The 14,490-nt window shown below is 50.2% G+C and carries 15 protein-coding genes; 6 read left to right on the top strand and 9 right to left on the bottom strand.

What is annotated here, in order from left to right; all coding sequences use genetic code 11:
• Positions 1 to 24 precede the first annotated feature (24 nt).
• Together AC0YN0_RS07260 and AC0YN0_RS07255 are read left to right on the top strand one after the other, a co-directional pair.
• Entirely contained in the window at positions 25 to 1,236 is a 1,212-nt protein-coding gene (locus tag AC0YN0_RS07260) for an MFS transporter (protein WP_475820605.1), read from the top strand.
• The gene (locus AC0YN0_RS07255; protein ID WP_475820604.1) at positions 1,233 to 1,829 is read left to right on the top strand and encodes an HAD family hydrolase; all 597 of its coding nucleotides are present in this window, start codon (positions 1,233 to 1,235) and stop codon (positions 1,827 to 1,829) included. Before AC0YN0_RS07260 ends, AC0YN0_RS07255 begins: the two co-directional genes overlap by 4 nt.
• Here the strand turns inward: AC0YN0_RS07255 and AC0YN0_RS07250 are convergent.
• Together AC0YN0_RS07250 and AC0YN0_RS07245 are read right to left on the bottom strand one after the other, a co-directional pair.
• A complete protein-coding gene (locus AC0YN0_RS07250) occupies positions 1,824 to 3,533 on the bottom strand; it encodes an ATP-binding cassette domain-containing protein (RefSeq protein WP_475820603.1) in 1,710 nt (569 codons plus the stop codon). The two genes, AC0YN0_RS07255 and AC0YN0_RS07250, sit on opposite strands and share 6 nt — an antisense overlap.
• Entirely contained in the window at positions 3,523 to 4,368 is an 846-nt protein-coding gene (locus AC0YN0_RS07245) for an ABC transporter ATP-binding protein (RefSeq protein ID WP_475820602.1), read from the bottom strand. The genes AC0YN0_RS07250 and AC0YN0_RS07245 overlap by 11 nt, the downstream gene beginning before the upstream one ends.
• Before the next feature lie 124 nt (positions 4,369 to 4,492).
• Here AC0YN0_RS07245 and AC0YN0_RS07240 point away from each other — a divergent pair, with 124 nt between their 5' ends.
• Positions 4,493 to 5,116 (top strand): biotin transporter BioY, encoded by a 624-nt coding sequence (locus AC0YN0_RS07240; RefSeq protein ID WP_475820601.1) that lies wholly within the window; start codon positions 4,493 to 4,495, stop codon positions 5,114 to 5,116.
• Positions 5,117 to 5,230: 114 nt separating this feature from the next.
• Here AC0YN0_RS07240 and AC0YN0_RS07235 read toward each other — a convergent pair whose 3' ends face one another.
• The 3 genes from AC0YN0_RS07235 to AC0YN0_RS07225 form a co-directional block, all read right to left on the bottom strand.
• Complete coding sequence (locus tag AC0YN0_RS07235; RefSeq protein ID WP_475820600.1) at positions 5,231 to 6,376, bottom strand: anti-sigma factor; 1,146 nt, start codon at positions 6,374 to 6,376, stop codon at positions 5,231 to 5,233.
• Positions 6,366 to 6,863, bottom strand: a complete 498-nt coding sequence (locus AC0YN0_RS07230) for a sigma-70 family RNA polymerase sigma factor (protein ID WP_475820917.1) — start codon at positions 6,861 to 6,863, stop codon at positions 6,366 to 6,368. The genes AC0YN0_RS07235 and AC0YN0_RS07230 overlap by 11 nt, the downstream gene beginning before the upstream one ends.
• A gap of 118 nt (positions 6,864 to 6,981) precedes the next feature.
• Positions 6,982 to 7,212, bottom strand: coding sequence for a hypothetical protein (locus AC0YN0_RS07225; protein ID WP_475820599.1), 231 nt, complete (start codon positions 7,210 to 7,212; stop codon positions 6,982 to 6,984).
• Positions 7,213 to 7,324: 112 nt separating this feature from the next.
• Between AC0YN0_RS07225 and AC0YN0_RS07220 the strand changes: the two genes are divergently transcribed.
• Genes AC0YN0_RS07220 through AC0YN0_RS07210 form a run of 3 tightly spaced genes read left to right on the top strand, consistent with a single transcriptional unit; the run spans position 7,325 to position 11,014 of the window.
• Positions 7,325 to 8,437 (top strand): GerAB/ArcD/ProY family transporter, encoded by a 1,113-nt coding sequence (locus tag AC0YN0_RS07220; protein ID WP_475820598.1) that lies wholly within the window; start codon positions 7,325 to 7,327, stop codon positions 8,435 to 8,437.
• Positions 8,424 to 9,878 (top strand): spore germination protein, encoded by a 1,455-nt coding sequence (locus tag AC0YN0_RS07215; protein ID WP_475820597.1) that lies wholly within the window; start codon positions 8,424 to 8,426, stop codon positions 9,876 to 9,878. The genes AC0YN0_RS07220 and AC0YN0_RS07215 overlap by 14 nt, the downstream gene beginning before the upstream one ends.
• Positions 9,875 to 11,014, top strand: a complete 1,140-nt coding sequence (locus AC0YN0_RS07210; protein ID WP_475820596.1) for a Ger(x)C family spore germination protein — start codon at positions 9,875 to 9,877, stop codon at positions 11,012 to 11,014. The genes AC0YN0_RS07215 and AC0YN0_RS07210 overlap by 4 nt, the downstream gene beginning before the upstream one ends.
• A 90-nt stretch (positions 11,015 to 11,104) precedes the next feature.
• Here AC0YN0_RS07210 and AC0YN0_RS07205 read toward each other — a convergent pair whose 3' ends face one another.
• The 4 genes from AC0YN0_RS07205 to AC0YN0_RS07190 all read right to left on the bottom strand — a co-directional run bounded on the left by AC0YN0_RS07205 (position 11,105) and on the right by AC0YN0_RS07190 (position 14,328).
• Positions 11,105 to 11,323 (bottom strand): hypothetical protein, encoded by a 219-nt coding sequence (locus AC0YN0_RS07205; RefSeq protein ID WP_442050876.1) that lies wholly within the window; start codon positions 11,321 to 11,323, stop codon positions 11,105 to 11,107.
• 145 nt (positions 11,324 to 11,468) lie between these two features.
• On the bottom strand, positions 11,469 to 11,987 hold the full coding sequence (locus AC0YN0_RS07200) for a YlbF/YmcA family competence regulator (RefSeq protein WP_475820595.1): 519 nt from the start codon (positions 11,985 to 11,987) through the stop codon (positions 11,469 to 11,471).
• 23 nt (positions 11,988 to 12,010) lie between these two features.
• On the bottom strand, positions 12,011 to 13,603 hold the full coding sequence (miaB, locus tag AC0YN0_RS07195) for a tRNA (N6-isopentenyl adenosine(37)-C2)-methylthiotransferase MiaB (RefSeq protein ID WP_475820594.1): 1,593 nt from the start codon (positions 13,601 to 13,603) through the stop codon (positions 12,011 to 12,013).
• 122 nt (positions 13,604 to 13,725) lie between these two features.
• Positions 13,726 to 14,328 (bottom strand): TetR/AcrR family transcriptional regulator, encoded by a 603-nt coding sequence (locus tag AC0YN0_RS07190; RefSeq protein ID WP_475820593.1) that lies wholly within the window; start codon positions 14,326 to 14,328, stop codon positions 13,726 to 13,728.
• Positions 14,329 to 14,490: the final 162 nt, after the last annotated feature.

Genomic DNA, 14,490 nt, shown 5'->3' with positions numbered 1-14,490 from the left:
AGGGAAAGGAGTTTTTTCATACCTATGCAAGCAAATGATCGATCACAAAAACTGTTGTTTACCATTGTTACCATTCTGTATTGGACATCTATGTACACCTACGTACCCATTCTTACCCCTTACTTAAGCGGTCGCGGGCTGTCGCTCCAAATGATAGGCATCGTTCTTGGCAGCTATGGCTTCGTCCAGATGCTTGGCCGCTTCCCGCTTGGGATTATGTCGGACAAATGGGGCAAGCGCAAACCATTCGTCCTGCTCGGCATGATTACCTCCTGCATCAGCTGTCTGCTCTTCATTGTACCGGGAATATGGGCATGGCCGCTTGCGGGCCGTATGATGGCAGGAGTCTGCGCTTCGACCTGGGTTGCTTTCACCGTCTTATATGCAAGCTATTTCGGAGCAGGCCAGACAGGCCGCGCGATGGGCAATATAAGCGTCATGATCGTATCCGGACAGATGCTCGGCATGGTGCTAAGCGGCTGGTTGAACGATGGCCTTGGCGACAATGCCCCTTTCATTACAGGCGCCATCCTATCCGCAATCGGTCTTGCGCTTGCATTCTCGCTTAAGGAACCAAAGCTTGCTGCTGATAGCCGACCTGCGATGTCGTTCGCAATGGTCAAAAATGTGATTCGCACGAAGCTGCTCCTTCAGGTGTCGATCCTTTCGATATTAGCGCATGGCGTGCTGTTCATCACGATGTTCGGCTTTACGCCGCTTAAGGCAGAACAGCTCGGCGCGAACGGCTCGCTGCTGACGCTGCTCGTATTCGCCTTCATGCTTCCTCATGCGATAGCTTCTTCGCTGACGGCTTCCTGGTTCGTTAAGCGATTCGGCTATTGGGGAACAATCGGGATCGGCTTTACCGTTAGCTCGTTATGCACCGCTTCGATGGCCTTCTTCCAATCGTATGAGATGCTCGTCATTACACAAGCGTTTAACGGCTTTGCCCAAGGACTTCATCTGCCGCTGCTGCTCGCCCTATCTATTCGGGATGTCGAGCTGCCTGGGCGCGCGACGGCAATGGGCTTGTATCAAGCGCTGTATGCGATCGGCATGTTCTCCGGACCTTTCCTTGCCGGATGGCTTAACGAGAGCTGGGGACTCGACAGCGGCTTCGTATTCGGAGCGATGTTGGGCGCTGCGGCAGCGCTGCTCGTATGGCTTTGGTCATCTATGGAACGAGCAAGCGCACGAAAAGCAAAGCCTTCTTCTTCTGGGGACATCAGCTTATGACAGGTGCTGTTAGCGAGAAGCGAACACAGCTCGTGCTTGATATTGGCGGCGTGCTCGCTACGAATTTATCGCCAACGTTTTGGCACATGCTCGCCGAATCCGCCGAGCTGGCGGTTGACCGTTTATATGCGGATTACAAACAGCAAATATCGAAGCGGCTATGGACGGGGCAGCTTGCGGAAACGGATTTCTGGAAGTGGCTGCAAGTGCAGCTCCCTTCCATTGATACCGGAGAGGCTAAGCATTATTTGGCGGAGAGTCTGACTGCGCTTCCCGCTTTGGATAAGGTTGCAGATTGGAGCGATAAAGCCGACCTCCATATCCTAAGCAATCATGTTGCGGAGTGGGTGAATCCGATTATTGAGCCTGTCCGCCATCATTTCACCACGGTTACGGTCTCAAGCGATGTCGGCATGAAGAAGCCTAGCGACAACATCTTCATCCATGTTCATGGTCTGCTGGGGCCGGACGTCCCCATTCTATTCGTAGACGATCATCCCGCTAATCTTAGGCAGGCGGAGCAGCATGGCTGGCGGACGTTGCTTGCCGATCACGACGGACAATGGATCAACAAAATCGCCGCTCTCCTATAAGGAGGCGGCGATTATTAGTTGTATGGCGCTAGCGGCAAGCGTTGCGGCAAGCAGTACGTAATCGGGCTTGGCGAATCGCAGCCGAAATCCGTACGTCGGCTTCTTGCGAACATGGCCAAATCCGCGTGCTTCTAATGCATCGGCCATCTGCTCCGCTAGTCGTACAATCGATCGAATGTATGGAATGATGACGGAATACAGCATCTTAATCGGGACGCTGCGCAGCGGCGTTACCGCCTTCCCTCTCGCATGAGCAAGCTTCGCAAACCTCTCCCATTCCCCTGCCAGCAGCGGTATGAATCTGAATATCAACGTAACGAGCAAAGCAAAGGAATGAATCGGGATACGCAGGCGCGACATCCATCCGAACGTCTGCTGAATGGATCGTTGCAGACGCAGCGGCGTTACTAATTGCAGCATCGGCATGCCAAGCATCATTACGACGAGCAATTGGCATAGTCTAAGCACGGTCGGCTCCGCACTGCTCCATAGAAAGGCAAGCGGGCGGAATTGGATGCCGCTTATGACGCCGATAATGACGATAAAGTACGCGTAGGCGCGAATGACGCCTGCCCACCGATAGATAAGCTGCCGGAATGGCACGAGCAGCAGCGCCGTCACGCAGGCCGAAAGCGCAAGCGCGGCCAAGCTTGGTTGAGCGAGCAGGCTGGCGGCGAGCAGCAGATAAGCCGCGACGAGCGCGCGCGGATCGAATGTATCCGCGCGCGGCGCTCGCCCCTTAGGGGCGTCCGCGGCTGTGGCCGCGGCAGCGGCGGAGCTGGCGGCTGGCGGCGCAGATGCCGCCGCTGCCGGTTGCGAGGCGCGCCCGCCTATGCGGCGCGCCAGCTGCTCTGCCGCCGCCGCGGCTGCTTCGCGCGGCGACGGCCATGGCGCCCCGCCGCTCCGCGCGGGCGCCGCAGGCTCTTGCGGCGGCATAGCCGCCGCCTCGCGCAGCGCGGCTAGCGCGCGCAGCGCCTCCGGCGCAGCTGCGGCGTGCGCATGCGCCGCCGCAGCGGGTGCCGCTTCGCGGACGTTGCCGTCTTCAACGACGGCAACCGCATCCGCGAGCGGCAGCAGCGCATCGAGGTCGTGTGTCACCACGACCGCTCCGCGCCCTGCAGCCCTGTGCGCTTCCAGCACCGCGCACAGGCTGCGGATGCCGACGGCGTCAAGACCCGCCGTCGGCTCGTCCAGCAGCAGCCATTCCGGCTCGCACGCCAGCAAGCAGGCGAGCGACAGACGTCGCTGCTGTCCGCCGCTGAGCGTCCAAGGATCGCGCGTTAACAGCTCGGCGTCAAGACCCGCTGACGCCATCGCCCGCTCGATCCTTCGCTCCGCCTCTTCCGCCGATACCTTGTACGTCTTCATCGAATAAAGCAGTTCGCCGCGCACCGTGGACAGAAACCACTGCGACTCCGAATGCTGCATCGACAGGCCGAAACGCAGCGATACCGATGCGTTTAATTTCCTTCGCCGCCCCTTCTTGATCCATAAAGGCTCATCACCGAGCTTGATTTCGCCATTGCGCGCCTCTCGCAGGCCCGCCAGCGTCTCCAGCAGCGTCGACTTTCCCGCTCCATTACGTCCGACGAGCAGCGTAATTTTGCCCGCTTCCAACCGTATATTAGCTTGCTTCAACAGCGTCTTTCGCTCTGGTCCATCTGTAACGACCGATACATCCTTAAGTCGCCAATCAGCCCCCATAACCGCTCACCGCCTTCGCCAGCATCGCCGGCACGATCGGGAATGGATCAAGCGACAGCCCTAACCTCTCCATCTCCCATGCAAGCTGAACCGTATAAGGCGCTTCGAAGCCAAGACTTTCACATACGCTGTCTCCATCATGCCCGTCTTCTCTTCTATACCAATTCGATGCACTTCCATCAAACGCGAGACTGCCATCCTGCATGGCAACGATACGATCCCCTTCATCCAGCTCGTCAAGCTTCTGCGTAATCCAGATGACGGTCGTCCCTTTGCTATGGATCGCTCTCGCTTGCTTTAATACGAATGCGGCCGCATCAGGATCAAGCATCGAAGTAGCTTCGTCCAGCACAAGCAACGGCGAATAGACGGCGAGACAGCCGGCAATGGCGACGAGTTGCTTCTGTCCGCCCGACAAAGTGCTGATCGGCTGATGCAACCTGTCGCCTAAGCCTACGGCTTGAAGCGCCTGCTCGGCTAAAGCTGCAATAGCTTGCTCCTCGGCCTCATTCTGCTCCAACATAAGTACAACATCTTCCCATGGCGTAGCGCCGACCATTGCCGCTTCGGGCTGCTGCATGACGATCGGCACTAATCGACTCTCAGAATCAGAACGCTTAACGTTTCCCGATAAACCATCGACTCTTCCGCCAGCGATGACCTTAGCAAGCGTGCTCTTTCCGCTTCCGTTGCGCCCTACTAAAGTAATCCACTCGCCTGATCGTATATGTAAATCAACCTGCTTTAATATCGGCTCTATTGGTTGTTGCCTTTCAACGAATGCGATCGGACGAACCGTTACGCCCAACAACTCTACTTCAGAAATGAAATTCAATTTTTTTCACCCAACCTCTTCCCCAAACCAAATCATTGTGCTACAATCCGAATTGTTAACCACAAATCAAATATAGTTGGTTAACAGTAAAAAAGCAACTACATAAAGGAGTCGATCCGAAGTTATGCCTGTCCAAACCAATAATATAAGAGCGCTTGTATTTACCGCCTTATTCGCCGCGTTATTCATTGTTATGAATTCGTTATCGATAAGGCTCAGCTTCTCTCCAGTTCCGATTACGCTTCAGACGTTCGGCGTATTGCTAGCCGGACTGTTCCTTACACCGCGCAACGCCTTCTTAAGCATCTTCACCGTCATCTTGTTAACCGCCATCGGTCTACCGCTATTTAATGGCAAGGGCGGCATCTCGTATTTGATTGGCCACACCGGCGGCTTTATCATTGCATTTCCATTTTGCGCGCTGCTTATCAGCCTGGCCGTTAGGTGGGTGCTAAGCAACGAAACATTCAAGCGCAACAAAATCGTATTGTTCATTGCCTTATTCCTTGCATTTGAATTGTTCAGCTCGCTGCTAACGTATTTGCCGGGTATTCCTTGGCTTATGCATGTGCTCAATTGGAACTTTGCGAAAGCGATGACAGGCGGTTTCTACCCGTTCATTATCGGTGACGCCCTTAAGTCCGCATTGGGTGCCGTGCTAGCTATCTCCTTAACACCTTACATTGCCTATATTCGCGCGTCAACTGGTTCAACCCGTGATACTTATACGAAGACGGTATCGCCGTAACGAAACGGCTTCGCAAGCTCCAATAAAAACAAGCTGTCTGATCATTCTTCGATCCGATTGGATCTTAATGATCAGACAGCTTTTCTTATTACAGACATTGTAGGGAACAACAGGTTAAAGCCGCTCATCCCAGTTCCATAACTTTGCTTCCCCAACATGCAAATAGCGAACGAATGGCGCGTCCTTCAACTTGAGCAGTTCCTTCGTTGGGCCAGTAACGACCATTCCATAAATGGCAACCCCGTTCTCTTCGACATAATCAAGCACCTGATCTGTATCAAAGAAGTGCGTATAATAATTGGTTATTGCCTTATGCTTGCTCAGCAAACGAAGCGTATTGACGAAATTTCCATTCCGAACATCTCCGCTTCCGTATGTTTCTACACTAGGATAAGAGGTTGTCGATCCGTTTTTATACACCGTCGTGTAACCGTCTTCTTCATGCCACATTGGCATCGTAGGGAAGCCAACGGGATGTCTCACCGCATCAGTCCCTTCCTCTCCCGCCTCGCCTGTATACACAGCAAGCCACACCGGTTCCATATCCTTGCCTTCGAACAACTTTAACGCTTCATCCGTCGAATACATCCGATCAAAAGAAACATACACTTCAGCGACCGTTCCCTCCGGCAGCGAACTTAGCTTTGAAGAGCCGGGAGTACCATATTCTTCGTAACTTTCGTCTGGCAAATAAAAAGGGGTATATCGGTTTGACGAATTTTTGTTATCGTTCTGATCAATTAACCTCGGCCATCCAAGAAACATCGTTGTATTCAGATCGCCCATGTAGACACGCTCGTCGCCTACTTGCTTCAGCAAGTCGCCATAATACTTAATGCCTAACACAGAGGAGGGACTACTGTTTAGACTTATTCTCATATTAGGAATAGTCACGGCTATGGCCGATTCAATAACATCGGCATACAAATTACGTTTTTCCGGTTTCCCTAAGCCGTAATAAATCGAAGTCAGAATCGAATTAACGATCATAGCCGCAAGCACGATCCCGATTACGCCGCCTATGCTCCAAGACCTTGCACGCCATTTGCCTCGGCGAATAAGCTCCTTCGCCCGTTTCGGATTTAACTGCAACGAACCTGCTTCTCTTATCGTATCCCGCTGTTCCTCTTCGAGCAGTTCATCGAGATGCGATTGATAAAGCTCCAGCTTCGTTAACTCCGCTTCAAGCTCTTCCCGCTCCTCCTGGCTTAGCTTCCCTTCTCTATACGCTTTCAATTGCTGTTTGAAATCATCGCTCATCGTCTTCTCCCCTCTCGCGCAGCTTGCGAAGCTGCTGCCTCGCTCTGAAGAGCACCACTTTGAAATTAGCTAATCCTATATCCATAATGTCCGCTGCATCCTGATAGCTCAAGCCTTGGTAATCGTAGAGCAGCACCGCTTGTCTCTGATTCTCGGGTAAGCCGGCGACGGCTAGACCAAGCTCGCCAAGTTCTTCGCGTCTCAGCAGAACAGACTCCGGCGAGTGCTTGGCCGGCGCGCGTATGTTTCGGAAGAAGATAGATGCAAATGGCTTGCTTCGCTTTTCCTTACGCTTGTAATCAATGAAAGCGTTGTGAGCAACGCGCAGCAGCCAGGGCTTCACCCTTTCGCCATCGTAGCTTTCTAGATATAGGTAAGCGCGGTAGAACGTCTCTTGCAGCAAGTCCTCGGCCGCGTAATGGTCGCCAGTGAGATATAACAAGTAGCGATGGACATCCTGCATATATTGCTTGTAAAGTTCGTCCAGTTGATTGTTCGGTTTCGCCGCCTCCCTTCCGCCGCTGACATCCTATACACGTATCAGCTCCCAAAAAGTTACACTCCGCATGCAAAAAAACAACCGCTATCCTCAAGATGCGGTTGTTTCAATCTCTATTTTCACTTGATCCTACTTTATTTTGTTTCTGTCTTCTCCGGTATAGAACGTCTGCCACTACTAACAAAACCATTGGAGGGATAAAGGTTAGGGCGTCAATATAGACGAAGGTCCATGGAAATCTGGCTTCGCTTATGTAATTCTCATTACCGGGCAAATAGCGGAGCAGCGCAATAAACCAAGCTGCAATGATAATCATCGCTATCAAATATCCTTTCATTCGAGTTCCCTCCTTCGTCTTTCCATTATGCCCCTATTATGACGTTAGGCATGCGAATAATTTACAGCTTCGGGGACAGACTTAGTTTATTAAAGAGAGGAAATTATTAACTATGATGCGTCGCATGATGATTTCGAACCAACAATTAATGGCATTAATCGTCATTTCGACCGTAGGTACTTCAAGCCTTTATGCGCCGTCTTCCTTATCGCATTATGCGAACCGAGATGCATGGTTTTTAGTCCTTATCGGCATCTTGGGCGGAGCATTGAACCTGCTGGTTTTCCTGCAACTGAATAAGCTGTACCCGGACAAAAGCCTTATAGCTATTTGCATGTATGTGCTCGGACGCCCGGTAGGCGGACTATTGGCGGTTATTTTCATCCTTTACTTTATGGATGTGTCGTCTTGGGTGCTTCGAGAGTTCGCCCAGTTTTTCGTCATTGCCTTGAACCCGATGATTCCGCAAAATTGGTATCTCCTCATTGGCATAATCATGTGTGCCTATGCCGTCTTTCATGGATTGGAGGTCATTTCAAGAGTCGCGTTTATGATTTTTTTGATCACGATCATAACCTTTCTAGTCATTTATTTGCTGTTGATCAAAGAGTACCACTTTGACTATTTGCTACCGGTGCTGGAGAACGGCTTTTTGCAGCCGCTGAAAGGTACAATCGTGGTCGTCTCTTGGTTTGGCGATCTTATGTTCATATCGATGGTTCTGAATCACGTGAAACGTTCAAAACAGACCGTTCAATACGCGGTAGCCGGAGTCGTTATATCGGGCATATTTCTGATGATGGCAGTCATTGGCTGCAGTGTTGTATTCGGGGGGAAGGCGACGAGCAGTTTTACGTATCCCATCATCAGCCTGATTCAAAACATTCAATTGTTCCGAAATATTGAAAGACTTGACGCCATTTTGATCGCCATTTGGGTCATGAGCTCGTTCGTGAAAATAACCGTTTATTTTTGGTCGTCCTTGCAAGCGTTGAGCGAATGCTTCAGGCTTAGCAACCCACGGTTGTTCATAGTACCGATGGCGATAGGTATCGTTATCAGCTCGAAGTATAAAGTGTGGGGCTTGATCGAGATGAGCAGCTTTTACGACAAGCAAGCATGGTATTTTGTTCTTTTCCAGCTCGTGCTCCCTGTACTGCTGCTCGTCGGGGCGGCAATTAAACACCAAACGTCATCGGAGGATAAACCCTATGGAAGCGGATGATCAATTGTTGTCTTCGTCCCCGGAAATAAACAAAAAACGGCTGACAGAGAGAATGCGCCATACGGAAGACTTGGTCATTATTGACTATCAAGCCGCCAAAGGCGAGCAAGAAAATATTACCGTCTGCTATTTGAAGGGGCTTGCCGACGAAACGAAGCTTCGTGAACTTGAGTTGTCCATATGCGATAACACCTCTTCATCTCTGCAACGGATGTTGTCAAGCAAATACAAGCTGCATAAAATTGAGGAGACAGCAACGGAATTGGCTCTGGGACGGACCGTACTCTTGTTTCACAACAAACAGCTTGGCATTGCCTATGACACGCTTGATGTGCAACTCCGCAATGTGGAAGAGCCCGTTAGCGAAGCTTCGGTCAAAGGGTCGCGCAGCGGCTTTACCGAATCATATCGCAACAACCTCGCCTTAATCCGCTATCATTGCCCTTCTCCCGATCTGATGGTCGAATACCGTTCTACCGGGATCATTACGAAATTAGGCTTGGCCGTCGTATCGATAGGCGGCGTGACGAACCCTTCTCTGTTGAAGGAGGTGCATCGGCGGCTGGATGAAATTCCGGGAGACCTCGTCCCGGGAGACAATACCATTGAAGAGTGGATCGTCGATAACCAAGGAACATTGCTGCCGTTGATCGAGTCAACCGAAAGACCGGATAGAGTCGTCGGAGGCTTGCTTGAAGGCCGGATCGCAATTGTTTTGCAAGGCTCGCCTTTCGTGATGATGCTGCCGTTCGTTTTCCTGCAAGCGTTCCAAGTAAGCGAAGATTATGCCTGGAATTACTACATTGGTTCAAGCATCCGCATCATGCGGCTGCTGTGTGCCGTCATAGGCATGCTGTTGCCTGGTTTCTATGTTGCAACTGTAACGTTTCACCATGAGCTTGTGCCGACGCCGCTTCTCCAGAGCATCGCTTCCGCGAAGGAACCGGTTCCTTTTCCTGCCGTTGTCGAAAGTTTCTCGATGATGATCGCCTTCGAAATCATGCGCGAAGCAGGCGTTCGGATGCCTAAGCAGGTAGGCCAAGCTGTCAGCATTGTCGGCGCCTTAATCCTTGGCCAAGCCGCTGTGCAAGCGGGTATCGTGTCTCCTATTATGGTTATTGTCGCTGCGCTTACCGGCATAGCTACGTTCACGCTTCCGTCCACTGCAATCAATTATGTCATCCGAATGATTCAATTCGGAATGACGCTGCTGGCTTCATTAATGGGTTATGTCGGCATCGTAGCCGGGGTTATTATGCTCATGACGTATTTGTCCTCTTTGCGATCGTTCGGCGTGCCTTACTTGTCGCCGGCGGCTCCTTTCGATTTCGAATTACTCGGAGATATCGCGATCCGAAGGCCGAGTACTTTCAACAGTAAACGTCCTTCTCTATTTCACCCCTTACGTCGTCTTCGTTACCGAAACGGGGCAAAAAGATGAGCAGAGTCCGCGCGTCCCTTATTCTTGCCCTTATCACTCTGTCAATTACCGCCGGCTGCGCGGGTAGCGCGGAGCTGAACGAAATTCATATCGTGCATTCCGTCGCGATTGACAAGGGGGACAAACATAACATAAAGCTGACCGCCGAAATTTCGAAAATAACGCCTAGCGGACAACAGCCGAAAGGCATGCAAAATGATAAATTTTATTTGTCGCAGGAAGGTGAAAGCCTATTCGAAGCGGCTCGCCATATGAGAAATAAATCGGACCGGATGCTTCTGTGGGGACATGCATCCAGCATTTTGTTTAGCAAGGCGGTCGCCGAGCAAGGCATTATGCCGCAGATCGAAGCCATCCGACGCTTGCGCCAATTTCGCAATACGGCATTGTTATTTATAACGGAAGGGAACGCGTTTGAAATTTTGCAAATGTCCTCTCCAAGCGCGACCATTAATTCGCAAGTGTTCCAGGGTTTGATCGAAGGCGGCAAATCTACCGGTCAGACTTCGAAAACAACGCTTCTAATGGCTTATCGGGATTACATGAACGAATTCAAGGATATAGCGATTCCGCTCCTTTATCCGACTAATCAAGCAGCTGATGAAGATAAATCCATTTTGAAAGCGTCGGGGATGTATGCTTTTCACGGCGATCGATTGTCGGGCAAGCTGTCGCCGTCCTTAACGAAAGCCTATCTTCGAGCTAGCAATCTGATGGAAGGCACAATTGAAAGCATTACTTGCGATGACGGCGGGCATGTCACGTTAGAAAATATAATGAGCAAAGCAAAAACGAACGTTAACATTAATGCAAGTTTGGAATCGCGCGTATCGATCATGATTAATGCCGATTTGACCATTACTAATCTAACCTGCAAAGGAATGGATATAACGCCGGATACGATCCATGTGTGGGAAGGCCAGCTCAATACCATTATCGAGCAAGACATCCGGAAATTCTTTCAATACACGCAGAAACAGAAAGTCGACTTGCTGGGCATTGGCGAAAGAATTCACCGCAGTCATCCGAAGCAGTGGAAAGCAATGAAATCCGACTGGATGGAGCATCGTTACGGATTGGCCGATTTCGAAGTTCAAGTCCATACGAGAATCGATCATTCGAACTTCTTGATGTAATGGATGTATAAAAAAAGATCCGGCAGAAGAGCCTTCAATAAGGCTACTTCTCCGGGTCATGTATGATATGAATAGACAAAACGAAATCGGTCATTGATCGGATCGTTGCTTAAGATCGTCTGAATTGACGCTACGCTTGGCCGGCCCGATAAAACGACCCAAAAGCATAAGGAGCGGCGAGGTTTCGATCTCGGCTAGATTGAGCATTTCCGCCCAATTAAATACGATCAAAAAAGGCATAAGTCCAATTGCTAATACACCAAATATAAGACCTAAAAAAACATTACGCAGCATTTTACCAACCGTCATATCCCATCTCTCCCTTCCCGATCTGATATCTACCCAGTATACGCCCCTATTTTTCGATATTCAACCCTGCCCAAAACAGCTTGTCGCTAAACAAAAAAGAAACCCAACGCAATTACGCGAGGGTTTCTCCGATTCACAATTAGTCTTACATGCATTCCTCTGGATCTTCAGACGGTGAAGCATCCTCTACATTGATTTTCTCCGAAACGGTATCGCGGATAATCGATACGACGAGCTGCAGCAAGTAGTTGATGTCCGTTTGGCTTTGTTGGAACTCGGTTACGATCGGAATGCCGTCCAGTTCGTCCTGCAGCGTCTCCATTTCGGCCTCGATCTTCTTCACCATATCGGCGTTTTTGAACGTCGTCTCGAACGCGACAACTTCCTTCTGCTTCTTCTTGATCTGATTAATGAGCACTTGAACGCGCTCATTGTTATTAATTTGCTTCTCGGCGCGACGGTAATGCTGCACTTCCTCCGAGCTATAGATGACGCTTGCCAGTTCTTTCGCTTTGGCCATAATATCTTCTTTCACGATGAGGTCGCGAGTATTGAACGACGGAATCTCATGGTTACTGCAGAACTCGCCGTGCTCATGATGATGATCGTGACCGTGCTGATCCGTTTTGTTTGCCGCTGTCTGTTGGGTCTGTTGGTTTGCCATTTAACATCTCTCCTGTATCGTCATTAACTAACTGCTTCTTGTGTATGTGTTTCAAGCGCTTCAGCCTTGATATACCAGGTTTGCGCATCCGTTACTTTCGCGTGAATGAACTGTCCGATCCATTCCTTCGGTCCTTCCAAGTGAACGAGCTTATTCGTGCGGGTGCGTCCTGATAGGACGTTTGCATTATTTTTGCTCTCGCCTTCGACCAGCACTTCTACGATCTGTCCGAGAAGCTGCTCGTTCTTCTCTCGGAATATCGCTCCGAGAAGCGCATTCAGCCGCTGCAATCGTTCCTTCTTAACGGCAAGAGGAACATTGTCCTCCATCACGGCAGCAGGCGTCCCTTCACGCGGTGAATAAAGGAATGTGTAAGCGGAGTCGAAGCCTACCTCTTCCACTAGCGATAATGTATCATCGAACTGCTCGTCCGTCTCGCCTGGGAAACCGACTATAATATCGGTCGTCAGTGAAACGTCCGGTATCGCTCGCTTAATCTTGCCGACCAGCTCCAAGTAAGCCTCGCGCGTGTACTTGCGGCTCATTCGCTTCAACGTCTCCGTACTGCCAGACTGAACAGGCAGATGGATATGCTCGACTAAGTTGCCGCGCCCCTCCAGAACCTCGATCAGATGATCGTCGAAGTCGCGAGGATGGCTTGTCATGAAGCGAATACGTGGTATGTCAATCTTGGACATATCCTGCATCAGATCGCCAAAGCGATAGTTGATGTCTTCGAAGTCTTTTCCGTATGCATTCACATTTTGGCCAAGCAGCGTAATCTCCTTGAAGCCTTGCCTTGCAAGCTCGCGCATCTCGACGATAACATCCTCTGGCCTTCTGCTGCGTTCCTTGCCGCGTGTGTAGGGAACGATGCAATACGTACAGAACTTGTCGCAGCCGTACATAATATTAACCCACGCGCGCATGCCTTCCCGCTTCTTCGGCATATTCTCTATAATGTCGCCTTCTTTGGACCATACCTCGACGACCATTTCTTTACTGAAATATGCGTTTTGCAGCAAATGCGGCAATCGATGAATATTATGCGTTCCGAATATCATATCGACAAACGCATGCTTTTGCAAAATTCGACCGACGACCGACTCCTCCTGCGACATGCAACCGCATACGCCGAGCAGCAGATCGGGCTTCTCCAGCTTCAACGTCTTCAAGTGTCCGAGCTCGCCGAACACTTTATCCTCCGCATTTTCGCGGATCGCACAAGTATTGAGCAGTATGACATCAGCCTGCTGTCGATCCTCCGTTGCCGTGTAGCCCATCTGCTCGAACATGCCCTTCATAACCTCGGTGTCATGCTCGTTCATTTGGCAACCGTACGTCTGGATCAAATAATGCTTGCCTAAGCCAAGTGTCTGCAGCTCTTCAGGAATGGAGAAATCGTAATGAACCTCGATGTCCTCTTTGCCGCGCTTCTTCTCGTCCTTGTGGCTGGGCGCCGAATTTATGTTTATAATTCTACCTTTGATCCGGTAAGTAGTTGAGCTATCATCTTGATCGATCACTTTCGCATCGCTGAAATCAAAATACTTGGAGTAGTCCTTCGTTTGGACATTACTCTTGTTCTTGTCCTCTTGAGTACGATCGGCAGCCAAGGCCTTCTCACTTCCTTATAGATACATAAATAGTTTCCGGCACATATAGTCCAATTCAGTATTATACCAGTTAGCGGTACATATATCCATGCCCTGCCGATGGATTATAACGCTAAGATGCTCTATTTGAACAACGGAGCTATATGCGTAAGTCGAAATTGCTCTTGCACTTCGGCCAGCGAATATCCGCATCTCGTTCGAAGATGCATGTGAGTATGCGGCGACATCACCGATATGTAGGAATGCGCCACATAACTTGGATCAATGGAATACGCGAGTTCATGCTCGGCTGCTTCCTTCAACAGGCTGCAAATTGCGCCATGGATAAAATGATAAGGCGGCGACTCGAAAAAATCGGTTTTCTGCACGTCGTTTAATTGAGAAGCATGCATAACGCCGAGAAACCGCGATTTCGTTTCCAGGAATTGAATAACGTTGCAAACGACGTTATATAATCGATCCTGCACGGTACGATCTTCCATTGCTTTTAATTGTTGTTCAATATCTTCGCTGAAACGCTCGAAGCTGTCCTTCATCACATCCATGCACAAGTCGCCTTTGTTGGCATAACGCCGATAAAGCGTGCCTTGTCCGATTCCTGCTGATTTGGCGATTTGATGCATGCTGACGCATTCAACTCCGTGCACGTTAAACAAGTGATGGGCCGTCTGCAGAATTGCTGCGCTCAACTCTTGTTTTGTTCTGCCGCTGTCTGCTGCCGTCATTGCACATTTCTCCTTCAATTATTTTAACGTTAAAGGATTGACAATTAATACTATCCTCATTATGATTCTATAGTGCGGACAATTGTCCGCTATATAAATGCAGTAGTCGTTCTCATTGTATCCTGTACATGGTTGCAGGTCAACGCATGGAGAACCGGCATA

This window comes from Paenibacillus sp. J22P218 (genome assembly GCF_056269195.1).
Note: the sequence above shows the minus strand (reverse complement) of the source record. Positions and strands in the feature narration are given on the sequence as shown.